This is a genomic window from Pseudoalteromonas sp. SR43-5, from assembly GCF_014163835.1.
GTDB classification, from domain to species: Bacteria; Pseudomonadota; Gammaproteobacteria; order Enterobacterales; family Alteromonadaceae; genus Pseudoalteromonas; species Pseudoalteromonas distincta.
Window position 1 is genome coordinate 25,081 of record NZ_JACJEA010000028.1, and the last position, 24,170, is coordinate 49,250.

At 40.8% G+C, this 24,170-nt stretch carries 26 protein-coding genes; 13 read left to right on the forward strand and 13 right to left on the reverse strand.

What is annotated here, in order from left to right; translation table 11 throughout:
- Positions 1 to 35 precede the first annotated feature (35 nt).
- From H5090_RS15675 to cyaY, 6 genes are read right to left on the reverse strand one after another with little or no spacing between them, the layout of a single operon-like run.
- The gene (locus tag H5090_RS15675) at positions 36 to 1,145 is read right to left on the reverse strand and encodes a heme biosynthesis HemY N-terminal domain-containing protein (RefSeq protein WP_182696165.1); all 1,110 of its coding nucleotides are present in this window, start codon (positions 1,143 to 1,145) and stop codon (positions 36 to 38) included.
- A complete protein-coding gene (locus H5090_RS15680) occupies positions 1,142 to 2,983 on the reverse strand; it encodes a uroporphyrinogen-III synthase (RefSeq protein WP_182696166.1) in 1,842 nt (613 codons plus the stop codon). The genes H5090_RS15675 and H5090_RS15680 overlap by 4 nt, the downstream gene beginning before the upstream one ends.
- Positions 2,984 to 3,922 carry a hydroxymethylbilane synthase gene (hemC, locus tag H5090_RS15685; RefSeq protein WP_182696167.1) on the reverse strand — a complete coding sequence of 313 codons (939 nt, stop codon included), beginning with the start codon at positions 3,920 to 3,922 and terminating at the stop codon, positions 2,984 to 2,986.
- Between the two features lie 35 nt (positions 3,923 to 3,957).
- Positions 3,958 to 4,935, reverse strand: a complete 978-nt coding sequence (locus H5090_RS15690) for a DUF2914 domain-containing protein (RefSeq protein WP_182696168.1) — start codon at positions 4,933 to 4,935, stop codon at positions 3,958 to 3,960.
- A 22-nt stretch (positions 4,936 to 4,957) separates the two neighbouring features.
- Positions 4,958 to 5,614, reverse strand: coding sequence for an alpha/beta hydrolase (locus H5090_RS15695; RefSeq protein WP_002960978.1), 657 nt, complete (start codon positions 5,612 to 5,614; stop codon positions 4,958 to 4,960).
- Entirely contained in the window at positions 5,611 to 5,934 is a 324-nt protein-coding gene (cyaY, locus tag H5090_RS15700; RefSeq protein ID WP_002960979.1) for an iron donor protein CyaY, read from the reverse strand. The genes H5090_RS15695 and cyaY overlap by 4 nt, the downstream gene beginning before the upstream one ends.
- 168 nt (positions 5,935 to 6,102) lie before the next feature.
- Here cyaY and H5090_RS15705 point away from each other — a divergent pair, with 168 nt between their 5' ends.
- The 8 genes from H5090_RS15705 to H5090_RS15740 all read left to right on the forward strand — a co-directional run bounded on the left by H5090_RS15705 (position 6,103) and on the right by H5090_RS15740 (position 12,223).
- Positions 6,103 to 6,297: an LPS translocon maturation chaperone LptM gene (locus H5090_RS15705; RefSeq protein ID WP_002960981.1), complete on the forward strand. Its 195-nt coding sequence runs from the start codon at positions 6,103 to 6,105 to the stop codon at positions 6,295 to 6,297.
- The gene (gene lysA / locus H5090_RS15710; protein WP_182696169.1) at positions 6,298 to 7,551 is read left to right on the forward strand and encodes a diaminopimelate decarboxylase; all 1,254 of its coding nucleotides are present in this window, start codon (positions 6,298 to 6,300) and stop codon (positions 7,549 to 7,551) included.
- Positions 7,552 to 7,615: 64 nt separating this feature from the next.
- Positions 7,616 to 8,446: a diaminopimelate epimerase gene (gene dapF / locus H5090_RS15715; RefSeq protein WP_002960987.1), complete on the forward strand. Its 831-nt coding sequence runs from the start codon at positions 7,616 to 7,618 to the stop codon at positions 8,444 to 8,446.
- Complete coding sequence (locus tag H5090_RS15720) at positions 8,443 to 9,054, forward strand: DUF484 family protein (protein WP_182696170.1); 612 nt, start codon at positions 8,443 to 8,445, stop codon at positions 9,052 to 9,054. The genes dapF and H5090_RS15720 overlap by 4 nt, the downstream gene beginning before the upstream one ends.
- Entirely contained in the window at positions 9,051 to 9,995 is a 945-nt protein-coding gene (locus H5090_RS15725) for a tyrosine recombinase XerC (protein WP_182696171.1), read from the forward strand. The genes H5090_RS15720 and H5090_RS15725 overlap by 4 nt, the downstream gene beginning before the upstream one ends.
- A gap of 10 nt (positions 9,996 to 10,005) precedes the next feature.
- A complete protein-coding gene (locus H5090_RS15730) occupies positions 10,006 to 10,713 on the forward strand; it encodes an HAD-IA family hydrolase (RefSeq protein WP_182696172.1) in 708 nt (235 codons plus the stop codon).
- A 28-nt stretch (positions 10,714 to 10,741) separates the two neighbouring features.
- The gene (locus tag H5090_RS15735; protein ID WP_182696173.1) at positions 10,742 to 11,845 is read left to right on the forward strand and encodes a retroviral-like aspartic protease family protein; all 1,104 of its coding nucleotides are present in this window, start codon (positions 10,742 to 10,744) and stop codon (positions 11,843 to 11,845) included.
- A 21-nt stretch (positions 11,846 to 11,866) separates the two neighbouring features.
- Positions 11,867 to 12,223 carry a HopJ type III effector protein gene (locus H5090_RS15740; RefSeq protein WP_182696174.1) on the forward strand — a complete coding sequence of 119 codons (357 nt, stop codon included), beginning with the start codon at positions 11,867 to 11,869 and terminating at the stop codon, positions 12,221 to 12,223.
- Between the two features lie 10 nt (positions 12,224 to 12,233).
- On the opposite strand, the gene H5090_RS15745 is transcribed toward H5090_RS15740, so the two are convergent.
- Together H5090_RS15745 and H5090_RS15750 are read right to left on the reverse strand one after the other, a co-directional pair.
- Positions 12,234 to 12,641, reverse strand: coding sequence for a GNAT family N-acetyltransferase (locus tag H5090_RS15745; RefSeq protein WP_182696175.1), 408 nt, complete (start codon positions 12,639 to 12,641; stop codon positions 12,234 to 12,236).
- Positions 12,642 to 12,681: 40 nt separating this feature from the next.
- Entirely contained in the window at positions 12,682 to 12,987 is a 306-nt protein-coding gene (locus tag H5090_RS15750) for a DUF6482 family protein (protein ID WP_002961002.1), read from the reverse strand.
- A 109-nt stretch (positions 12,988 to 13,096) separates the two neighbouring features.
- On the opposite strand from H5090_RS15750, the gene H5090_RS15755 reads away from it, so the two are divergent.
- The 3 genes from H5090_RS15755 (at position 13,097) to H5090_RS15765 (ending at position 15,483) form a co-directional block, all read left to right on the forward strand.
- A complete protein-coding gene (locus tag H5090_RS15755; protein WP_182696176.1) occupies positions 13,097 to 13,789 on the forward strand; it encodes a pseudouridine synthase in 693 nt (230 codons plus the stop codon).
- 101 nt (positions 13,790 to 13,890) lie between these two features.
- Entirely contained in the window at positions 13,891 to 14,265 is a 375-nt protein-coding gene (locus H5090_RS15760) for a BlaI/MecI/CopY family transcriptional regulator (protein WP_007377323.1), read from the forward strand.
- Between the two features lie 9 nt (positions 14,266 to 14,274).
- Positions 14,275 to 15,483, forward strand: coding sequence for a TonB family protein (locus H5090_RS15765; protein WP_182696177.1), 1,209 nt, complete (start codon positions 14,275 to 14,277; stop codon positions 15,481 to 15,483).
- 73 nt (positions 15,484 to 15,556) lie between these two features.
- Here the strand turns inward: H5090_RS15765 and H5090_RS15770 are convergent, their stop codons facing one another.
- On the reverse strand, positions 15,557 to 15,940 hold the full coding sequence (locus tag H5090_RS15770; RefSeq protein WP_182696178.1) for an MAPEG family protein: 384 nt from the start codon (positions 15,938 to 15,940) through the stop codon (positions 15,557 to 15,559).
- Between the two features lie 235 nt (positions 15,941 to 16,175).
- Here H5090_RS15770 and H5090_RS15775 point away from each other — a divergent pair, with 235 nt between their 5' ends.
- A complete protein-coding gene (locus tag H5090_RS15775) occupies positions 16,176 to 17,054 on the forward strand; it encodes a DMT family transporter (protein ID WP_182696179.1) in 879 nt (292 codons plus the stop codon).
- A 66-nt stretch (positions 17,055 to 17,120) separates the two neighbouring features.
- Here the strand turns inward: H5090_RS15775 and H5090_RS15780 are convergent, their stop codons facing one another.
- From H5090_RS15780 to H5090_RS15795, 4 genes are all read right to left on the reverse strand, one after another.
- Positions 17,121 to 17,438 (reverse strand): multidrug efflux SMR transporter, encoded by a 318-nt coding sequence (locus H5090_RS15780; protein WP_002962354.1) that lies wholly within the window; start codon positions 17,436 to 17,438, stop codon positions 17,121 to 17,123.
- On the reverse strand, positions 17,438 to 18,970 hold the full coding sequence (locus H5090_RS15785; RefSeq protein WP_024595458.1) for a bifunctional GNAT family N-acetyltransferase/carbon-nitrogen hydrolase family protein: 1,533 nt from the start codon (positions 18,968 to 18,970) through the stop codon (positions 17,438 to 17,440). Before H5090_RS15785 ends, H5090_RS15780 begins: the two co-directional genes overlap by 1 nt.
- A gap of 88 nt (positions 18,971 to 19,058) precedes the next feature.
- Positions 19,059 to 19,907 carry an MBL fold metallo-hydrolase gene (locus H5090_RS15790; RefSeq protein ID WP_182696180.1) on the reverse strand — a complete coding sequence of 283 codons (849 nt, stop codon included), beginning with the start codon at positions 19,905 to 19,907 and terminating at the stop codon, positions 19,059 to 19,061.
- A gap of 58 nt (positions 19,908 to 19,965) precedes the next feature.
- On the reverse strand, positions 19,966 to 22,251 hold the full coding sequence (locus H5090_RS15795) for a penicillin acylase family protein (RefSeq protein ID WP_182696181.1): 2,286 nt from the start codon (positions 22,249 to 22,251) through the stop codon (positions 19,966 to 19,968).
- A 156-nt stretch (positions 22,252 to 22,407) separates the two neighbouring features.
- Here H5090_RS15795 and ycaO point away from each other — a divergent pair, with 156 nt between their 5' ends.
- A complete protein-coding gene (gene ycaO, locus H5090_RS15800) occupies positions 22,408 to 24,168 on the forward strand; it encodes a 30S ribosomal protein S12 methylthiotransferase accessory factor YcaO (protein WP_024595461.1) in 1,761 nt (586 codons plus the stop codon).
- The last annotated feature ends 2 nt before the right edge of the window (positions 24,169 to 24,170 follow it).

Sequence of the window (24,170 nt, forward strand, 5' to 3'; positions counted from 1 at the left end):
CTACAAAAAATGCTAAGTAGTTATAGTGTAGTCATTTATTGATATAAAACGAGCGCCTTTTCTGCCTGTGCACTATTTTTATAACTCAACACAGCTTGTTCAGAGAACTGTTTTTTATTTTCACTATTCAGTGCTTTATCAAATATTCTAGCTGCTAAGTCATAATCACCCTTAGCATTAGCAAGGCAAGCTAGCGCAAGTAATAGTGAATTATTTGAATCATCCTTCTTAAGCCGTTCTTGAATGCTTATTTGCAACTTAGCTGCATCGGCTGCTGTTGCTTTACTTAATATATTTGCAAGCTCTAAGTGTTGCTCACTATGCTTAACCATCTTAATTAAGTCACTTTCAATAACAGCCAATTGACCTGCTTGCGCCATTTGCATTAAATATGCGGTGTGGGCATGAGCTTGCAGCTTTTTAGGCAGCTGTTTATATTTTTCACCCAGCTTGTCTGCATCTAACGCATTAAAATAAGCACTAAATAACTGCGTCCACTGTGCATCAGTAAGTGCTTTTTTGCGCAGTAAACGCGGCAAAAAGTCTTCCAGCGCACTAAAGTGTTGTTGCTGTACTAATACTTCTGCATAAAGTTTTAACTCAAGTGCGGTGGCTTTTTTAGCTTCTGCGCTAATACGCATTTGTGATTCAATCGCGCTACTATCGCCACTTGCCAACCATAGCTTTGCTACTTTTAATTGATGCTCTGGGCTTATTTCAAATAAACGCTCAAGTGCTTTATCTGTTTGATTATTAGCAAGCGCTGCTTTTGCAAGTAATGCTAAGCGAATATCTTCAAACTTATCTGGTACGCTATTACCCGATAAAGCCTGTTCTACGTGCTCGTAATCATCATTAATAGCACTCCAAAGAGCCTGCTCAATAGCTGCTTGTTTGCGCTCTTGGCTACGTGCAAAAAAGCCATGCTTAGTATTATGATAAATCGATAATAAATAACGAATTAACTTATATGTTAAATATAAAACAACAGCGGTAATGACTGCCATTATACAAAACGATACTATCGTGCCTTCTATCGTCGTATTGTTAAATGAAATAAGTACATAACCTTTTTCATCTAGAACAAATGGAGTAACCGCTAGTACAACAACAATAGCTACAATTAAAATAATTAGCCCTATCATTGCGCCCACTCCTTAACCTTTTGTGTACTGTTTAAGGTTACTTTTGGATTAAAGTTAAGCTGCTCTTTTTCAAGTTTAGACAACGCTTTAAGTACCGTTTTAGTTGTATCATCGTCTTGCTTAAAGTACTCACCAACTAAACGTTTTGCTTCACTTAAGGCGCTAAAGAAAATACTCGCCTGCTTACTCATAAGTGCATCTTGTGCCTGAGTTATATTAAGCTTGATTCGTTGATTTATTAAATGGCGCTCTTGATCCGTAAGTAATGGCTCAATGGAAACACCTTCGTGCTGACGAATAGTAATAAAGCTATCCACAATTTTATTCCAGCTATTACTCAAGTTTTGCTGCCAATCACTCACGTCACCACTTAAAGCATTTTCATCTATTGCAGCTGCTTCTTCTGGTAAATTAACCGCATTAAAAACTAAGTCGTCAATACTGCTTAGTACACTGTTTAGCTGTAAATAAATAGCCTCTGTTGCAACAGGTTTAAGGCTATCAAGTGTTTGTATATCTTGCATAATCGCTTGGCGAACTTCAACTGTTCCTGGATGTTCACTAAGTAATCCATCTAAGCGCTTTAAAACAGCACTAGTGCCTTGGTAGTCTTTTTCAGCCCATAGTTTAAACTCAGCCATACGCTGTAAGCTGGTTACTTCTTGCGGGTTTAACGATGAGCCTTGTTGCTCCGCCTTTTGCAAAGCCGCTTTTAGTTCTTGCTGATTTTGAACTGCACTTTCATTTAGGGCTGCGGCAACTTTTTCTTCACTATTAAACAGCGCTTGTTGCAAATTAGATTGCGCCGATTTAAGTGCTTGCAGCTCCTGGGTGAGTAACTTATTTTGCTCGCTTAACTCATTAACGGCTAGGTTTTGCGCCTTACCAGCATTTAATTTTTGATAAAACTCGTATCCAACACCAGAGGCCACAATTAACGAAATAAGAAGCGCAAGTACTGCAACCTTACTTATTTTTTGTTTACTTTTGTCTGCCGTATTTTTTGTAGCTGTAGGCTCTTGCTTAGTTGATTTAGCAGAGGTCGTGTTAGCTATTGTTGGTGTGGCTTTTTCTGCCGTTACTGGCTTTGACTGTTCGCTCATGTTGCTACCTTGCTGATTTATGCAGGTAAACATAGCATTATCGCTAGCCCCCGCTGCAATGTGTATATTAGCCGAACTTACCTGTTGCAGCTTTAAATAAGCGGCTATACGCTCGCTAGCAACATAAAATCGGCACTGTTGTAACCATTGTAGTTGGTGTGCAGTAAGGCTTTTAAATATAGCATCAACTGCTGCATTACTTGTTATGACTATACCGTGTACATTCTGGCTTTTCCAGTGGTCTGTCCAGTTAGAGGTGATACTCTCTGTCGGTTCACGTTTGTACACAACACAATTATTTAAAAAAGCACCGCGCTCTTTGAGCGTTTTAGCTAACTCAGGGCGGCCACCTTGGCCCTTAACTAATACTATATTACAGCCACCCACCTCGGCGAGTGATTTAAGCGCAAGTAACCCTTCTGAATCATACTGCTTTGGTACTGCTGCGCGCACACCAAATTGCTCATATATAACATCGGCTGTTTGTTGTCCAACCGCATAAAACTGCGCTTTGGTATTTATATCTGGTTTTAATTGCGAAAGTGCACTGACTGCATCTTGCGAGATAAATATTATTTTATCTGCATTTAATAGCGGACTAAGCTCAGTGCTGGAGGGTGTTAAATGCGTTATTTTTAATACCGGAAATAAAGACGCCTGATAACCCGCTTGCTCAAGTTGCTGTGCAAGGGCTACGCCTTTTCCTTCGGGCCGAGTTATCAGAATATGTGTCATTTATGCGTCTCTATAAACTTCAGCTAATATTTTGTCTGCACCTTGAGCTAGTAATTTTTTAGCAAGCTCAATACCTAGTTTTTCTGCGTCATTTACATGGCCTGTTACTTCGTCACGTAAAATTTCGCTGCCATCAACAGCACCAACTAAACCACGTAAATGCACTTGTTCGCCATCAACCAATGCATAAGCACCAATAGGAACTTGGCAACCACCTTCTAAATAGCGATTCATCGAACGCTCTGCGTTTACGCGAATACGTGTTTGTGTATGCTCAAGTGGTGCAAGTAATGCTTTGGTTACTTCATCATCAATACGACATTCAATACCTACAGCGCCTTGACCATTTGCTGGTAATGACACTTCTGGCTCAATGTAGTCAGCAATACGCGACTCCATTTCTAAACGAATAAGCCCTGCAGCCGCTAAAATAATAGCATCATATTGGCCGTCATCTAATTTACCTAAACGCGTATTTACATTGCCGCGTAAATCACGAATATCTAAATCAGGGCGAAGTGCCTTAATTTGGCACTGGCGGCGTAGGCTCGAAGTACCAACAATAGCGCCTTGTGGTAGCTCACTTAAATTAACAAAATTGTTTGATACAAACGCATCGCGTGGATCCTCACGCTCACAAATAGTATGCAGTGCTAGCCCTTGAGGAAACTCTACTGGCACATCTTTCATAGAATGTACGGCAATGTCAGCTCGGCCATCTAACATGGCTTGCTCTAGTTCTTTAACAAATAAGCCTTTACCGCCAATTTTAGCCAATGGCGTATCTAAAATTATATCCCCTTGCGTCGACATTGGGACTAATTCTACGCGCACATCTGCATGAAAACGCTCAAGCTCTGCTTTTACAAATTCGGCCTGCCAAAGTGCTAGAGCGCTTTTGCGCGTTGCGATGCGTACTAATTTTGTTTTTTCTGTCATAGGGGTATCCAATTAATTACTGCGTTTAGCCAGTTTTAGTCAGCTAAAATTCTAAATTCTTTTTGGGCAATTAAATTACCTTGCTCATCAACTACATCAACACGCCAATGACCTGTTTGTGTGTTCATTATATTTTTTGTTGAGTACGTTCTGTAACGAGGCGAAGTAACATTAAGTGTAATTTCAGCCATCGTTTCACCTTCAAACGACCAAACATGCTTAACTTGCTGGCCTTGAAGGTTTTTAATCTCGCTAAAAAACGATAACCCTTCCTCAAACTGGCTTAACCTAATATCAGCAGCAAACACATTAGTAGGCTCACGCTTACTTACTTTACGAGTAAGTACCGCGCGACTAATTTTACCCGTGTCTATTTGCGCCCCCAATGCCACACTTGCCACATGTGCTGTAGAGGAAAAACCTTCAGTGCCACTCAATGCGCCATCATCACTTTCTAACTCTAAAAGTAAGTCACTTTGACTTGCAGGCTCAGTTACGTTTTGGGCTTCTGCGGTTTCTTCTTGCACATCATTATCAAGGTTTGAGTTTAACTCTGTATTAATACTTTCGCTTTGATCAGTAACAATATCGTTGTTAGCCAACAAAGCCGGGGGATTATTTACAAGGTCTACTTCGGCAGGTGTATTACTTGAAATGCTTAGTTGAGTCTCATTTTGCTCAGCTAACAAAGGTTCAATACTCGCTTGAGTTATCTCTACAGACTCAGCAGGGGTATTGTTTCCTGATGATTGAGGCTCAACATCCATTACCTCATCGCTTGTTTGGTTTTCAGCGTTACTGCTGAAATTTAAGAATTGTTCCTGCTCATTTGGGTGCTCACCTTGCTCTGCATTAACAGAGGTGGTTAAGCCATAAACAACTGCTGCAGAGGTCATTAATACCAACATAGCAATACTCACAATACGACGCCAATTCCACTCGTAGCTTACCGTTGGTACGCTCTGTTGTAATTCGCGTTTAACATTTGCTTTTATAACTATTTTTTGACTCATATTGACCTCAGCGGTTCCTAAATTAGCTTAAACGAGCAATTAACCATTGGCGAATAGCTTGCAATTCTTCTGCGCAAACTTGATGAGCCATTGGGTATTCTTGCCAGCTTACATCCATGTTATGTGCTGTTAATACTTCAAACGCATTTCTACCCGCACTGTGCGGTACAACGTTATCTTGGCTACCATGAGCCATAAATACGTTTAAATCAGTATGTTTTGCTTCATCAGCAAATTTGTGTGGCACACACATATAAGTAGAAAGCGCCATAACACCCCCAAGCTTTTGCTCAAAGCGCGGCGCTAAATGCAAAGACACAACACCACCTTGAGAAAAACCAGCTAAAATTATTTTATTAGCAGGAATGCCATTAGCAATTTCTTTATTAATTAACTCTTCTACCTTTGCAGCAGAATCTCTTACGCCTTGTTCATCGGCACGCTTATCTAATTCTATAGACTTAATATCGTACCAAGAGCGCATTTCCATGCCACCATTTATGGTGACCGGTTGCACTGGCGCATGCGGAAAAATAAACCGTATACCAAGCTCGCTTGGTAAATTTAGCTGTGGGGCTACTGGCGCAAAACCATCCCCAGAGTCACCTAAACCATGTAACCAAATAACCGTTGCTTTGTGTTCACTTTGGGCTGCATATTCTACAAATTCTAAACTCATAGTGATGATTGCCACTTAACTTCTTGGCCTGCTTGGCGAGTTGAGGCTTCATTTATAAACGCCCAAAATTCAGCGCCAGAGCGGTTATCAATCCATAACCCATCACGCATTTCAAAATGATGTCCGTTAAACTTAGTCGCAACCCATACTTGATGAAGAGGTGCTTGCTTATTGATCACTATTTTACTTTTATCAGGAAAAATAATTTCTAAAATACCTTGTGCCGATTCATAATCTAAATCAGCTTCGCAATCATCAACCTGCTCTTCAATAGTGAACATAAGAGCTTCGGCTAATTGGTGATATTCGTGTTCAGTCATTGTTATTTCCTTTGCAGGCGAGCCGCCTAATATTGGGTACGTTTTAGCTTTAAATTAGCTTTAAAAATGTGCAGCTAGTGTAACAGGAATAAAATCATCCGCGAATAGCTGCATTTTTTAGATATTCTGTTACTCTGCGATTATAAAGCCAGCAACCGTATTAATCTAATGAAAGCGACACATACCTTACAATTAAAAAGACTATTAATAAGCACTGTACTGTTAAGCGCCTTAGCTGGCTGCGGACAAAGCGGTCCGTTATATTTACCAGAGCAACAAACAGAGCAAAACCAACCTCAAAATACCGCTAAACCAGCCACTACCGCTGAGCAAGCTAAAACATCGCAAAGTCAGGAGCAATAAATGGATTATTTTAACTACAAAAACAACCAATTATTTGCCGAAGACGTCAGCGTAGCAAGCATAGCGCAGCAATACGGCACGCCGTGTTATGTATACTCGCGTGCTACATTTGAGCGCCATTACTTAGCATTTGCTAACGCCACTAAAAATCATAAAAGCTTGGTGTGTTACGCTGTAAAAGCAAACTCAAATATTGCCGTACTTAATATATTAGCGCGCTTAGGAGCGGGTTTCGATATTGTATCTAAAGGCGAACTAGCGCGTGTAATTAAAGCGGGAGGGGATGCCTCTAAAGTGGTTTTTTCAGGCGTGGCTAAAACGTCTGACGAAATAGCTTACGCATTAAAACTGGGCATTAAATGTTTTAATGTAGAGTCGGCGTCTGAGCTTGAGCGTATTTCTGAAGTGGCTTGCGAGCTTAACCTAGAAGCGCCTATTTCTATTCGCGTAAACCCAGACATAGATGCAAAAACACATCCGTATATTTCTACCGGTTTAAAAGAAAATAAATTTGGTATTGATATACAAACTGCGCTGAGTGTTTATCAACAAGCAGCGGCTTTACCTGGTTTAAAAGTAATTGGTGTAGATTGCCATATTGGCTCTCAATTAACGCAAGTTAGACCTTTTTTAGAAGCCCTTGATAAATTAATGGCGCTTATTGATGAGCTAAAAACCAACGGTATTGAGCTAACTCACTTAGACATTGGTGGCGGTTTAGGCGTGCCATACGACAACGAGCAACCACCACACCCAAGTGAATATGCAGCGCAAGTTACCGAACGCTTAGCTAACTACAAACATCTTGAACTTATTTTTGAACCAGGGCGCGCTATTGCAGCTAACGCAGGTATTTTGGTCACTCAAGTTGAATTTATTAAACAAAACCAAGACAAGTTTTTTGCAATTGTAGATGCTGGTATGAACGATATGCTTCGCCCTGCGCTTTATCAAGCGTGGCAAAAAATTATTCCGGTATCCGTTCGCGACGACGAAACACCTACTCACAACTTTGATATTGTGGGTCCGGTGTGCGAAACCGGCGACTTTTTAGGAAAAGACCGCGAACTAGCGCTTAAACAAGGCGATTTACTTGCACAACGAAGTGCGGGTGCATATGGCTTTACAATGAGCTCAAACTACAACTCGCGCCCGCGTGTTGCAGAAATTATGGTAGATGGTCAGCAGCATCATCTTATTCGTGAACGCGAAACTATTGAAAGCCTTTATCAAGGTGAGAAAGTTTTACCATAAACGTTTTTGTCTACTAGCTGCTCTGTGGCATGATTAGCACAGAGCAAAACCGAATTAGAGCGCTATGTTAGTTAATTTTTCCAAAATGCACGGCTTAGGTAACGACTTTGTTGTGATTGATAACATTACACAAAATGTTTTTTTGTCGCGAGACCAAATCAAAAAACTGGCAGATCGCCACTTTGGCATTGGCTTTGACCAATTGCTGATGGTTGAAGCACCATATTCACCTGATCTCGACTTTCATTATCGAATTTTTAATGCCGATGGTACCGAAGTAGAACAATGCGGTAACGGCGCACGCTGTTTTGCCCGCTTTGTACGCATGAAAGGCCTTACTAACAAGCACAAAATTAGTGTATCGACTAAGTCGGGCAACTTAACGCTCTACATAGAAAAAGACGGTCAAGTAACTGTTAACATGGGCCATCCTAATTTTGAGCCAAGTAAAATTCCGTTAAAAGCCAGCAAACGCGAGCTTACTTATATTATTAGAACGCAAGAACACACTGTATTTAGTGGCGCGGTATCTATGGGTAACCCACATTGCGTGCTAGAAGTTGACGACGTAACCACCGCGCAAGTTGATATATTGGGTCCATTACTTGAAAACCACGAACGCTTTCCGCAAAAAGCGAACATTGGCTTTATGCAGGTTGTATCGCAAGAACACATTAAGCTAAGAGTGTGGGAGCGTGGCGTTAACGAAACCCTAGCCTGTGGCACAGGTGCGTGTGCAGCAATGGTGATTGGTCATATGCAAAATAAATTATCAACAACCGTTCAAGTAGATTTGCCGGGCGGTACTTTGCAAGTGCGCTGGAGTGGTGAAGGTCACCCGGTACGCATGACTGGTCCCGCAGAGCATGTTTTCGACGGACAAGTAGCACTATGAGCGAGCTAAGTACAGAGCAGATTATTAATTACTTACAGCAACATCCTGACTTTTTAGTTCATCACCCCGAGCTACTCGCACAACTTGAGCTGCAACAGCAAGCTCAAGGTGCAACGTCACTAGTACATATTCAGCAACGTCAATTACGCGAGCACAACACGCTTTTAAAAAGCCAAATAGATGCTATGAGCAAGCATGCAACGCAAAACGAGCTCGTATATCGTTTGTTTAGCCAATGTCATCGCCAGCTTTGGAATCATGACGATTTTGACACTCTTGCAAATAATCTACGCAATATAATCTGCTCAAGTGAAGATGTTAACGACTGCAAATTAGTAAAATACAATCCCGAGTACGACGAGCTTATTGCGCATCGCCTTACCCATTCTGGGCATTATTTAGGGCGAATTAATAAACAAGAGCGCGAACAATTATTTAGTGAAGATACACAATCCGTCGCTATTTATTTAATTGGCGACACCAAGCACCCTATCGCTATTTTGGCGTTTGGTAGCAATAACGTAAACCATTTTGAGCCCGCGCAAGATAACCTGTTTGTGCTCGACTTTATAAACGCATTACACCTGCGGTTACAAAAACTAGCATGAGTGACGATGCGCCTAATATTACCGCGCTAAGCGACCACTGGCGTACACCCATAACGCTATTTAGCGATTATTTAAAGTTTGAAAAACAATATTCAGCGCACACAGTTAATCAATACGTAAGCCAACTTGGCTTTGCAGCCCTTTATTTTAGCAAACTATGTGATGACTGGTTTGGCGTACAAGGCGAACATATTCGCCGCTACAGCATGACACTGCGATCAAAACAATTAAGTGGCCGTACAATTAGCTTAAAGCTCAGTTGTATTCGCAGCTTATATAAGTTTTTAAAAGCAAAAAATATTGCCGAGCAATCGCATTACCATAATCCGGCAATAGGTATAAAAGGCCCTAAGTTTGCAAAGCCCCTACCTAAAAATCTCGATGTAGATCAAATGGCACGCTTGCTCGAAATACCCGACGACGAACCTCTCGCAATTAGAGATAAAGCAATGATGGAGTTAATGTATTCTTCAGGGCTGCGTATAAGCGAGTTAGTTGGCGCTAACATGCAAGATATTAGCGCTGCCAATGGTGAAATTTTAGTGCGTGGTAAAGGTAATAAAGAGCGATTAATTCCGGTGGGCAAAAAAGCGTTAGACGCATTAAAAAAATGGCTCACAATACGCCCTCAGTTTGCAAAGCCCGATGAAATAGCAGTATTTTTAAGTAGCCAAAAAAACCGTATTTCGATTCGCCAAGTGCGCCTACGCATGCAAGAGTGGGGAATAAAACAAGGCATTAGCTCGCAGGTTCATCCGCATAAGCTGCGCCACTCGTTTGCGTCACATATTTTAGAATCATCTGGTGATTTACGCGCCGTGCAAGAGTTACTAGGGCACAGCAGTTTGTCGGCTACACAAGTGTATACGCATTTAGATTTTCAACATTTAGCCAAGGTGTACGACAACACTCACCCTCGTGCAAAAAAACGAACTGATTAGGTAAATAAAAATGATCCGATTTAATCGTGCTATTAAGCCATTTTCTGTCATGAGCTTTGATTTAGACGACACTCTTTACAACAATCACCCCATTATAAAAGCAGCGGTTAAAGCGCAGCAAAATTATTTAAACGCGCTCCCGAGCTACTTAGCCCAAGGCCCAAAATACTGGCAACAATGCCGCAATGAGGCCGTATTAAAGTTACCTGAACTTGCTGATAACGTCACTAAATGGCGCCAACATACACTGCGCTTAGCCCTCTCTAAACTAGATTTGAACGAGCAAGAGGTAGAGTACCATGCCGATGCTGCCTACAACGCCTTTGCCGATGCGCGCAGTAAAATAGTGGTAACCGACGACGTACTAAAGCTGCTAGATAACTTAGCCCAGCACTTTACGCTGGTTGCTATAACTAATGGTAACGTTGAAATTGAACGCTTTAACTTACACGATAAATTTGAGCTTGTATTACAAGCCGGCATGCATGGTAAAGCAAAACCTCACAGCACCTTATTTGATAAAGCCGCCGAGCACTTAAACGTTGCTAAAAGTGAAATTTTACACATTGGCGATAGCCTTGATACAGACGTACAAGGCGCAAATAATGCCGGTTGCCAATCGGTATGGTTAAACGATCAAGGCGCCAATTATGCTTATAAAGGGCTGGCTGATATTGAAATAGCCAATATTCATGCCTTAACGCACTTTATTAAATAATACCAATTGCATCAAATAAGAGGTCACAATGAGCCACTATACCAAGCTAATTACCTTGCTATTAATTGGCTCACTTAGCCTTAACGCTTATTTATTGTGGCCGCAGCCCGCGCCAACCAAAGTACAAGAAACGCAAGGTGCTGAAAAAAGCATATCGCCTAAACAACAAAATACGCTATTAAATACGGCAAAGCAGCAGTTTAAAAAACACCAATTTGAAGCCGCACTTAGTAGCTATCAACAACTCAAAAACAGCAATCCAGAAATCGCAAAAAACCTTTATTCATCGTGGCTAGTGCAGCTTAAAATATGGCTAAATAGCAATTTATTACTCAGCGAATCATTTCTCAATGCGCTATTAAATAACAGCCCTTATAACGTAGAGTTACTTAATTTACAGGTTGAGTATTTAATAAATAGCGAGCAAACACAAAACGCCATTATTGCTTTATTTGAGCTTAATTCATTACTGCCTGCTGATCAGCAAAGTAATGCAAATACACTTTTAAATACGCTCACTCAAAACGAATTACACACATTAACTGAGCAACAAAATTGGCAAGCTATTATTGAGCAAACACAAATTTGGCTTGATTATAAAAGCGATAACGCGCAGTTTTTATATCCGCTTGCGTACGCCTACTTTCAGCAAGGCGATTTAATTAGTGCACAAGCAACCCTTGATCGAATGCCAAACCAGCACAATCTAAAAAGCCAAGTGCAAACACTGCAAGCGATGATCAATAAAGCACAATCGCAAGACGACTTCGTTGCTTTAACGCCGTATGGCGCGCATTACTTAATAAACACCGAAATAAATAATAACCTATCAACCGAACTAATGATTGATACAGGCGCAAGCGTAACCTCACTACCTACAAGTATAATTGAGCAAATTTCGCCACAACCTTTGTATTTAGGCGATGTAACGGTCAACACAGCTAATGGTCAAATTGTTGTAAAGCGTTATCAAATTGAATCGTTTAAAGTGGGTTCGCAAATTATTTATGGTTTTGAAGTGCTAAGCATTGAAAACACCCGTGGGCAAGGTTTGCTAGGAATGAATTTTTTATCGCGATTTAAATTCAATATAAATCAGCAAACAGATGAGCTAGAGTTGAGCGCTAAATAATTAAAAATCCAAAGGTAACACATGACACTAAATAACTATTTAAAAGCACTTGCTGAAAACCCAAAAAGCATTCAATTTACCGATACAATGACGGTGATAGAAGCAAATTACGACTTTACTGCATGTGGCTTTAATAACCATGGATTACTTAGCGCTGCGAGTGAGAACAACGGCTCATGTAAAATTTTCGCGTTTGCTAAATTAAACGATTTAAGTAAACAAAATACGTTGGATTGTTTTGGTAAGTTTTACCGAGAAGACGTGCTGCAAAACCCTAAAGGGGATGATCATATGAACATTCGCACGTTTATGTTAGCACCAGAGGCAACACCTTTTTTAGGTATTACCTTTGAAGGCGAGCCACTAAAAGCAAAATAGCCAGCAAAAATTAAAGTGGTTTTTCCATAAAGTAACGCGTACCTGAGCGTGGGTAATTATTAAGTTGATACTTAACACTATAACCGCGCTTTTCATAAAAGGGTTTTGCTTGAAAATCAAGTGTATCAAGCTGAGCAGTTGTAGCACCTAGCTCAATAGCTGCTTGTTCAAGTGCCGTTAGCAGTTTATCTGCAAGCCCTTTACCTCGCGCACTATCGCTACACCAAAGCCAACTAATCATCAGCCAGTTTCCAAACACACACCCACTAGTACCGGCAACAAGCTCGCCCTGCTCATCAGTAAATTTATAGCCTAATGGCACTCTTTGCGCATCAAAATGCTCGGCGTTAAATTCAACCATTTGTGCGCGAAGCGCTGAGTTTAACGCATCGGTATTATCTACTTTTAATTGATACATTTATCGCCCTTAAAAAGCAGATACTAGCAAATTAGCTCAATCAATAAAGATTATTTTTACCATAAGGTACTTCAAGCATATTGCTGCTGGTTTTATCCGGCTGGCCGCACATTTCGTCGTAAGCGCTTGTTTGCCTTAACATCATCTGTGCGTACGCTATTTTTTCAAAACGCTTTTGTACATGCAGTGGGCTGAGTGCTCTTAAAAACTCACCGCTGTCTTCTGTTACATAATATTCAACGTTATTAATCATCACTGATACTTGATAAAGCGCCATATCTAACGAGTGAACAATAACTTTTTGTAGCGGTTCGTGCTTTTTTAACTGTGAAAATTTAATACCCATCTTGGCTACCTTTTTATATTTAACCTGAGTTCTGGTTATTTAACATTATCGATACGCAGCTTTGCTATAATCACGATCAAATTTTTATTAGCCGCTGGCGTCACACGTTATGAGCACAAAAATCCGACTCGCTAAATATATTGCCCATGCAGGTATTTGTTCTCGTAAACAGGCATCGCGTTTAATTGATGAAGGTGTAGTGACTGTAAATAATCGCCCAGCGAATCATATAGATCACGTTGATGAGCAAGACACAATAATAGTGTACGAAAAAGAAATTAAAGGTGCTGCCGATTTAGTTTATTTTGCGTACCACAAACCAGTAGGTATTGACTGCAAATTAAATATTGATGACCCAGCCAGCCTTATTCACCATTTGCCCACACTCACCCGCGTTTACCCTATTGGTCGATTAGATAAAGACTCTCGCGGTTTGCTTATTTTGACCAACGATGGGGATTTTTGTAATCAACTAATACATCCTGACTTCCACCAGCCTAAACATTATTTAGTCACCGTAAATAAGCCTTTAGACGATGGTTTTTGTAAAAAAATGGCAGCAGGCGTACCCGTTGATAAACACATAACCCTGCCTTGTGAGGTAAATAAAATAGCCAGCAATCAGTTTAGTATTGTTTTAAAACAAGGGCTAAACAGACAAATACGTAAAATGGCGCATTACTGCGGATACAAAGTAATTGACTTATTTAGAGTGCAATTTAGTGACCTCACCCTTTCAAAGCTAAACCTACCTGAAAACCAATATATACAAATTAATAAAAACGATATTTCAAAAATCTAATACCAAGTCACTTAACTACATCTCAAAAAGTTAAAAATAAACTTGCAAAAATAGATTACAGGTGTAGTCTTAAATTAAAGATTACACTTGTAGGCGATAAAATGATTGAATTATCAAAAGCAGAGTTTGACGTGCTCGACGCACTTTGGATTAACTACCCCGCCACCGCGAGCCAAATAATTGAGCGCTTAAGCGACGATAAGCAATGGCACGAAAAAACCATTAAAACCCTGCTAGGTCGACTAGTAAAAAAAGGCGCACTTACATTTGAAAAAGAAGGTCGCCAATATATTTATACTCCCTGTATGGAGCGCGCCGACTACACCCTAAAAGAAAGCCAAAACTTTATTGAGCGATTTTTTAGTGGGCGTATTGCGCCACTTGTGAGTGGCTTTGCTAAATCGGAGCAGCTTTCTCAGCAAGATATAAACGAGCTTAAAAAAGTTATAGATGACTGGGAAAAAAACCAAAAGTAAGGGATTAACATGGTTATTCAAACTGGTTTTAATTGGTTAATTGAGCAGCAATTACTATTAAGCATTTTGTTTTGTGGTTTTATTTTACTCGAGCGATTTGGTTTAAAAGCCCTTGGCTCGCGGTTTGTATATAAATTAGCATGGCTATTACCTGCGGCATTGGTGATTGCTAATTTACCAAACGCAATTAAACCACTGCAAAACAGTAATATTAGTCACTACTTAATCACCCCCAACCAATCTTTTACAAACGAGGTAGGTATTAGCTGGGCGCTCATGTATGTACTTATTACCGCAGGGTTATTAATAGCTAGCTTTATTACGCACACCCGCTTTGTTAAAAGCCTGCAGTTAACTGAGTTAACCCAATTTAAAAGCACTCTTACCGCTGATGTTAAAACTTATACCAGCCAACATGTAGCCACGCCAATGGTGGTCGGTATTTTAAACAGCAAGCTGGTGTTACCGAGTAACTACAATACCCAGTTTGATAAAGCCACATTAGCGCTTATTTTAGAGCACGAAAACGTACACATAAAACGCAAAGACAACCTAACAAACGCACTTATATTACTACCTACTATTTTACTTTGGTTTAACCCACTAGCTTGGTTTTGTTACGCAAGCATGCGCCGACTACAAGAGTTGACTTGTGATGAACGGGTACTTGCCAATAAAACCACACAACAACATATTTTATATAGCAAAGCCTTAATAAACTGCGCGGCAAATGCGCCCACAGGACTTATGGCTTATTCACACTACGGAGATAAAAAAACCATGTTACAACGACTAACTAATATAAAACACAGCGGGGAGCGTTCAAAGTTTGCTAAAGGTGGCTTATTGCTTGTAGCAGCAAGTATGCTAAGCGGATTAGCGATTGCAAAGCAACCAGAAGCAATGACTAAAGAGGATCACATTTCACCAACAATACGCATTGAACCTGCTTACCCAATACAAGCAGCTCAACAAGGGATCAGCGGCTCTGTTGTATTAAAATACGATATTGCAGCTAACGGTAAAACAAAAAATATTAGTGTTATTCAATCTAAACCTAAAGATGTTTTTGATAAATCAGCGAAAGAGGCGCTAGCAAAATGGAAATATAAAGCATCAGATTCAGGTTTTGAAGATGTACTTGTGCAACTAGATTTTGCGATTAATAGTGAAGTGGCGCCTACCGATTTAATTGAGCGAATTAAAGTATCGCATTAACGCCACGAGTTGTTCAAGACTACAAAGCAAGCGCCCTTTTAGGCTGCTTGCTTTGTGGTTTTAAAATATAAACCTACAAACTCACCACAATCATAGCAATGGCTGTACCCAAACCAATAAACCACACTAATGAACGAATTATATCTAGGTTCATATAGTAAAATACGCAATACAAAATACGCGACACAATATGCGTAACCGCTAGCGATTCGGTCACTGCACCTACAGAGTTAGTGCCCAGCACAACTGCAATAGCGACAGCAAAAACAGCAAGCGATTCAAAACAGTTTTGATGAGCAGAGAGCGCCCGTGCACCAAAGCCGGTTAATTTTGTTTGTTGCGCCCTTGGGTGTTTATTGTCGTATCGACCTAATTTTGCCATTGCTATAGCAACCGGCACTTTTGCAAAGTAAGGCATTAATACCGCAAGTAATGCACATACAACTAATGTTGTCATAATTTATCCTTTTGATGTTTCGGATAATTTAGCATAAGCATAATAAAAAAGCCGCCAGATACGTTTTATGACAAACTCTGGCGGCTAACAATAACATCAGGCTTACTATAGCTAAATTTATCCTCAAACCCATGCGACATAATGTCGCAGATGATAAATATTCAACATTATAGTTAATGCATCGCTTTACTAGGGCGTGTTAACTTTACTGCCTTACATTTTAACGATGACGACCATGACCTGGATATTTTTCACTTTTTTAGCCGCCTTCATGCAAGCATGGCGTAATGCTCTGCAAAGTAAATTAAGTAACGATGTGAGTGTGGCTGGCGTAACACTCTCTCGCTTTATTATTGCAGGCCCTATTGCTGGCGTGTATTTATATGGTTTGTATCAATATCAAGATACAGCCATGCCTACGTTTAATAATGCCTTTTGGGGATTTATTGTAGGCGCAAGTGTGATGCAAATACTTGCCACTGGTTTAATGGTTAAGCTATTTAAAATGAATAATTACGCCGTAGGTGCTGGTCTTGCCAAAAGCGAGGCGTTAGTAGCTGCCATTTTAGGTGTATTATTTTTTGGCTCGGCGCTTTCTTTACTCGGTTGGCTTGGTGTGTTTTTTGGCGCTATTGCCGTATTGCTACTCAGCGGCATAACAAGCGTTAAACACTTTAATGCTAAAACAGCATTACTAGGACTGGCTTGTGGTACTTGCTTTGCACTTACATCGCTGTGGGTACGAGAAGCGAGCTTAAATTCAGGATTATTATTTCCTCACTCAGCAGCTTGGGTTTTGCTGTTTGTAATTAGCTTACAAACACTAATACTACTGGGCTATTTATTATTAAAAGAGCCGCAAACACTTAGTAAACTGTGGCAATACAAAGGAACTACAGCCGCAATTAGTGTTTTTAGTTGTGTCGGTTCTATTGGCTGGTTTAGTGCAATGAGCTTACAGCACGTTGCTTACGTTAAAACACTTGGACAGGTTGAAGTGTTTTTTACCATGCTAATTGCCGTACTTTGGTTAAAGCAACCGCTTAAGAAGCAAGATACAGCAGGCTTAATACTCATAGCCATTGCCGCTGTTTTGGTTATGTTGCCGAATTAATGGCATAAAAAAGCGCAGGCTTTTATACCTGCGCTGTTATAATTTTTATAGTTTTAAGAACTGGTTCTAAGAGCTGATTTTTAGTGTTATCACACCACTAATAATCATTAATACTCCCGCAATACGACCAAATGTAGCTGCATCGTTATAAAACAATATTCCCACTAAAAACGTACCGGCGGCGCCAATACCTGTCCATACGGCGTATGAGGTACCCATTGATATTTGCCTTTGTGCAAGCCACAACATAAAACCACTAGCGACTAAGAATACCACCGCTATTGCTATACCTTGCCAGCGAGTATCAGCGTTTTGCGAAATTTTTAAGCCAATCGGCCAGCCAATTTCAAGTAACCCAGCAATAATTAAGTACACCCACGCCATTAAACGTCTCTCTTTTTAACAATCACTTCGTATAAATCTTCGCGGCGATCTTTTAAATTACGCACAGTGCCTTCGCTGTGAAGAATTTTAAGTTTATCCATATCAAGGTCACTAAATAGCAGCATTTCGGTGTTTGGTGTGGCTTCGTTAAGTGTTGCATCGTGCGGGAACGAAAAGTCCGATGGCGTTAATACCGCCGATTGAGAGTACTGCACATCAAGACTTTCTACCTCTGGTAAATTACCCACCGAACCTGCAATAACCACATAACATTCGTTTTCGATTGCACGCGCTTGTGCACAGTGGCGCACACGTAAATAACTGTTTTTAGTATCAGTCCAAAATGGCACAAACAGAATATCTAACCCTTGTTTGGCCAATATGCGTGAAAGCTCTGGAAACTCTACATCGTAACAAATTTGAATACCCACACGACCGGCATCGGTATCAAACACGGCAATTTTATCGCCGCCTTGAATAACCCAATCGTTTTGCTCATGCGGGGTAATATGAATTTTACGTTGCTCGTCTATCTTACCGCTACGATGGCATAGGTAACTTACGTTATAAATTTTATCATCTTCGGCAAGTGGCATAGAGCCGGTAATAATATTAGCGTTGTATTCTATTGCCATACGCGACATGGCGTTTTTAAACGTTTCGGTATATTCCGCTAAATAGCGAATCGCTTCTGTTTGATTACTTTGATTCCCTAGCCCCATTAGTGGCGCATTAAAAAACTCAGGGAATAGTATAAAGTCACTTTTGTAGTCAGATACGGTATCTACAAAGTATTCAACCTGCTTTAGCATTTCTTCAACCGATTCAACACAACGCATTTGCCATTGCACAGCACCTACACGCACGATTGATTTAGTTGACTCAAGTACCGTGTCGGTTGGCTCATACATAATGTTATTCCACTCAAGTAGAGTGGCGTAACCAACAGACTCTTGATCCTCCGGTAAATACTTTTTAAGCAATCGTTTTACCTGAAAATCGTTAGATAACTGAAAACTTAAAATAGGATCGTATAATTCTTTTTGATCTACTTTTGCAATGTATTCCATTGGCGTCATTTCACTGCTGTGATTGTAATAACGCGGAATACGCCCACCTGCTAAAATAGCGCGTAAGTTATATTGGCGGCACAATTCTTTACGGGCATCATAAAGGCGACGACCTAAACGCATGCCTCTGTGACTTTCGCTAATAGCAACATCTAAGCCGTATAGCGCATCGCCGTCGGTATCGCTAAATACACGGTCGTGACCGTCTGCAATATCTTCGTATGTATGCGGGTTTGAAAAACGCGTGTAATCAACCTGCACGCTTAATGCTAAGCCCACCAGCACGCCGTCATCCACAATACCTATTTGCCCTTCAGGAAACTGGTCTATTAATCTAAAAATGGTATGACTTGGCCACGCACCGCCTAAGTCGGGATACGCTTGATCCATCAAGGTTTTAATTTGCGGATATTGCTCTCTGGTTAAGTTACAAATTTCAAGATGGGTTTTTTCTGCCGACATACACAACTCCTTTGGGCATAAGAAAATAAAAGCCGAATGTACGTTAAAGTACACTCAGCTTTGTATCATGTTTTTTACGTTACGCGTACTACTTTAAGCTACGATAAAAAAGTGTGGTTACTTTCTCTTTTGGTAACCAGCCTGCGTATTCAAGATTCAGCTCAGCCAATGGATCGGCTTTAAGTACTTGCTCTAAGCTTGCATTATTTTGCATTGCTTTTAGCATTACGTCTTTCGCGTTTTGAACTAGCTTACCATACGCTATCAGTCCTGAACGGTCACTTACCTTGCCGTGACCTGGTATTACTTTAGTGTTGCCGTCAATTTGATTAACTACATCGTTTACTGCCGCTAAAATACCATCAACGCTGCCGCCGCTATCTACATCAACAAACGGTAAGCTGCCAAAATTAAAGTAAATGTCGCCCATGTGCACTATGTTGTCGTTACTAAAAAAGATAACGGAGTCGCCATCGGTGTGTGCATGTTCGTAATGCACTACATGGGCGTGTTCGTTATTAAAATGTAGTTTTAAGTCGTGACCAAAACTAATGCGCGGTAAAAAGTCTGACCCCTCCCCGTGCTGCTCTTCTAAACGTTTGTGTACATTGTCGTGCGCTATAACATGCGCACCCGCTTTAGCAAAGTTCTCGTTGCCACCGGTATGATCGCCATGATGGTGAGTATTAATGACAAACTCTGCACTGCCTGGTTTTAAATCGCTAATGGTTTTTTTAATATCATCTGAGAGCTTGGCAAACTGATCATCAATAATATAAATGCCATCATCACCTACACTTGCTGCAATATTACCGCCTTGCCCAAATAGTACGTATACATGCTCACTTAGCTTTTGTGCTGTTACTGGGCCATCATCTGCTTGCGCTGTAGTGCTTAGTAATAAACCTGTTATTAATGCGGGTAGTATTTTTTTCATTTTAGTTCTCTGTTGTTTTATTGGTAATTATATAGAACGTGTTTAGCTATACTTTAGTTCATCGTGTCGGCTTTATTACTATTTGATGTATTAATTCTTGAGGCAATAAAGGTGTATGCTTACCTTCAACGTAATCACTAAACCCCGCTCTGTAAAATTCAGAAAGAGGGTGCCCCGATTGCCCACCAGGAATAGCTAAAATTGCATGCTCTAAATGCCCAGGTTGAGCAATAAAACGCTGCGATGCGCCAAAACTACGCCCTTGTACGGCGGGCATATAACTATCTCCAAAACCCGCTGCTGTGGGCATATTTAATAACTTAGCAAGTAACGGCATTTGCTTTGCAAACGGATGCTCTATCACTAACTCATTTACCTTGCCCCACTGCCAGTTTTGTACATTATTACCAAACTGTTCTGTAAGCTTAGTAATAGTCTGGCTAAATGCTCCTTGTAGCTGCTCATCCCAGCTTTTAAATTGTGGGTTTATCCATGCGTCGGGCTTGTTGTTTATAAGCTGCCAAACAGCGGGCTCTAAATCTCGTTTTACGTATTTAAGTGTGCCTTGTTGTTTATTTAATTCATCTTCCATATTGCTAAATAAAATATTAATCACTTCATCGCGGTAGCGCTTAACTAAGGTATACCCTGTGGAAGTTGAACACGCACATTGCTGCCAGTTTTCAAGCGCTGTTATATATTGCTGATTTTTAGTTTGATCGGCTTTTAATTGCTTTAATAGCAGAGCATGCCAAGGCATTAAAAAGCGAGCTTGATTATCAAGTTGTAATGCGTAAAAGTCGCTCTCAGCAAATGTTTGTTTTTCAAATAATCTATCGCGAATTTGACTCGAACGTGCGCCGAGTGCATAACCACCATTACCAAAACGCGCGTCATCCTCAGCCGATACCACGCGAGAATTACCAGTCCATAATCGACCGCTTTGCGGGTTTTTAATAAAAGGGCGTTGTAGTTCATTTTGCTGCCAAAGCGCTGAGTAGTCATCGGCATTTACGCCAAGCTCACTTGGCGTTTTACGAGCAGGTATACCGCCCATGTTTTTCCACGCTGCGCTACCAAGGCTGTCTACCACCATAAGGTTTTGTACCGGAATGCCCACATCGCTTGCTACAGTAAGTGCATCATCTACTGTTTTGGCTTGCTCTAATTTTAATAACTGCATATTAACGGCATAAGGCTGATGGGCAGCCCAGCTCAACGCATAAGGTTTTTCGTTAATATATTTTACAGGTCCGTATTCACTGAGTATTAATGAATAGTTTTCAACCTCCCCATCGGGTAATGCAATAGGTTCATCAACTTGCCATGTTTTACTATCATCGTTTAATGCAATCCAATCGGCTGTATCTAAATAACCGTTAGTAAATCCCCATGCAACATTGTTGTTAGTGCCAACAACAATGGCAGGTGCGCCGGGCAGCGATACACCGGTCACCTGAGTCTGCTCACCACTGTGCATGTAATTTAATTGTGCCCTGTACCAAATTACAGGTACTGCCATCGATAAATGCATATCATCCGACACCATTCCAGCCCCTGTTTTAGTAAGCGCTCCTGTAACAGCCCAGTTATTACTGCCGCGCTCTTGGTTTGATTCAATACTTTTAACTATATGCTTTGTTTGAGTTGGAAAGGTAGGTATGCCGTCACTATAAGGCGCTAATTTGCTGCCATCAAGCGCCGCTTGGTAATTACTCGGTTGCGTTAAAAAATCAACCATTTGCTTTGTGTACGCTTGCTCAATTTGAATAAGTGCTTGGTCGCGCTCAAATGTGGCGCTTTGTAAATCAAGGTACATGCTAAATATCACAAGTAGGCTGTCTTCACTTAGCCATGGCTTTTGTGCTGCACCGGTTAGTAAATATTCAAAGCTTGAATACCCTACTTGCGCTAAGCCTTCGTTTACACCTTGAGCGTAACTTTTAAGTAATTGCTTATCTGCCTCTGGCAGGGTTTGTAAAATAATTTGGCTACGTTTACGTAATTGATGAAAACGCATTTTTTTATCGAGCCCCAACGCTGCTTGGCCAAATAATTCACTTAACTCACCTGCGGCATTACGCCTTAGTAAATCCATTTGAAAAAATCGGTCTTGCCCATGCGCATAACCTAAACCATAGGCAGCGTCGTTTCGGCTATTGGCGTTTATTACTGCTTGCCCTAGTGCATCGCGCGAAATTTTTACAGGCTCTACTACCGCGTTACTGCGTCCGTTTCCATCAAGGGCGGGTAAACTTAAACTAAGTACCCCATAAACAACAGCGGTACTTGCCAGCCCTAATATCACAATTAATAACAACAAGCGTTTGATTACTTTAAACATCACCGTTTCCTTTGCACGTTTTGACCAAGCGTTAAGCACATATAATAACCACAGTTTTATTAAATAATAATGTTCTTGCTCGCAAAGGGTGAAATAAACATCAAAATCCACGATAATGTCAGCTCCACACATCGTGCAGAACTAGTTGAGATCAATATGACTGAAAAAACATTTATCAAAGGTAAAGACCGCGACCTAGAATCGTCAATCTCTACCATGCAAAACAAGCTTAAAGCCCTAAACATTAATGTTGAAGAAGCGCTTTGGCTTAACCCTGTAGCTAACTGTTATTCGGTTCATATAAAAGACAGCGACTGCGGTGTTATGTTTACCAATGGTAAAGGCGCAACCGACAAAGCATCTATTGCTTCAGCACTCGGTGAATACTTTGAACGCTTAAGCTGTAACTACTTTTTTGCAGACTTTTATCTAGGTGAAGAATTTGCTAATGGCGAGTTTACTCATTACCCAAGCGAAAAATGGTTTAAAGTTGAAGGCGATGAAGTGCCAGAGGGCATTATGGATGAAAGCTTATGGGATTACTTTGACCCAGAGCGCGAACTAAACGCATCACACCTTTTTGATTTTAACTCAGGCAATATCGATCGTGGTATTTGTACCCTGCCATACACACGCCAACGCGATAACCAAGACGTATACATTCCGGTAAACGTTATCGGTAATATTTTTGTATCTAACGGTATGAGCGCAGGTAACACCAAGTTTGAAGCTCGTGTACAAGGTTTATCAGAAGTATTTGAACGTGCTATTAAAAACCGCATCATCGCCGAAGGTATTTGTTTACCAATCGTGCCTGAAGATGTTGTTAAGCAATACCCTAAAATTCACGAAGCGTGTGAAGAACTTCGCAGCCATGGCTTTCATTTACGTATTGCCGATGCATCACTTGGGGGCAAATACCCTGTAATGAGCGTAACGCTTATTAACCCAACAGATGGCTCTGTATTTGCTTCTTTTGGTGCTCACCCATCATTTGAAGTTGCACTTGAGCGTACCGTGACTGAGTTACTACAAGGTCGACGTCTTGATCAGCTAGATGTATTCCAACCTGCAACATTTGATAACGATGAAGTAGCAACACCAGAGAACATTGAACTGCACTTTATTGATTCAAGCGGTTTGATTTCGCATGATTTTTTCCGTGCAAAACCTGATTTTGAATTTGTACACTGGGACTTTAGCGGAACAACTGAAGAAGAATATAACTTCTGTACTGACCTAATTCATAGCATGGATCATGATATCTACATCATGGATTACACGCACCTAAACGTATACGCGTGTCGTATTTTAGTACCAGGCATGTCTGACATTTACCCTGTTGATGAGCTTATTTGGCGTAACAACAACGAAGGCGCAAAATTTCGCGAAACATTCCTATCGCTTGATCAGTACGATGCAGAGCAATGGATGGAAATTTACGACAGCCTTGAAGAAGCAGGCCACAGCGATATTATCCGCGCCGCAGAATTTATTGGCCTTGCAACCGATGCCGACACACCATGGCACACTCTGCGTATAGGTGAGCTTAAAGCGCACCTATGTTTAGCTGCAGGCAGCGAAGAAGCCATTGATTGGGTTGACTGGATACTTCATACAGGCCAAGTAAACGAAGAGGCAATGCGCCACTTCCGCTGTTTAAAAGCAGTTCTTGAAATTAAATACGATGACGAGCGCGAATACGCAGATTACCAAGATGCACTAGGCTTAATGTTTGGTGCTAATAATGTAGCGCTGGCTATAGAAATTGCCGAAGGTAAAAAGCAGTTTAACGGTTTAACTTTCCCTGGTTTATCGCTTGAAGGCTTTAAAAAGCATGCGGCGCTACTTGATGGTTACCGCAAGCTACATGTAGCAAAGCAAAATCACTGGGCGCGTGAAGTTAGCGACTCGTAACT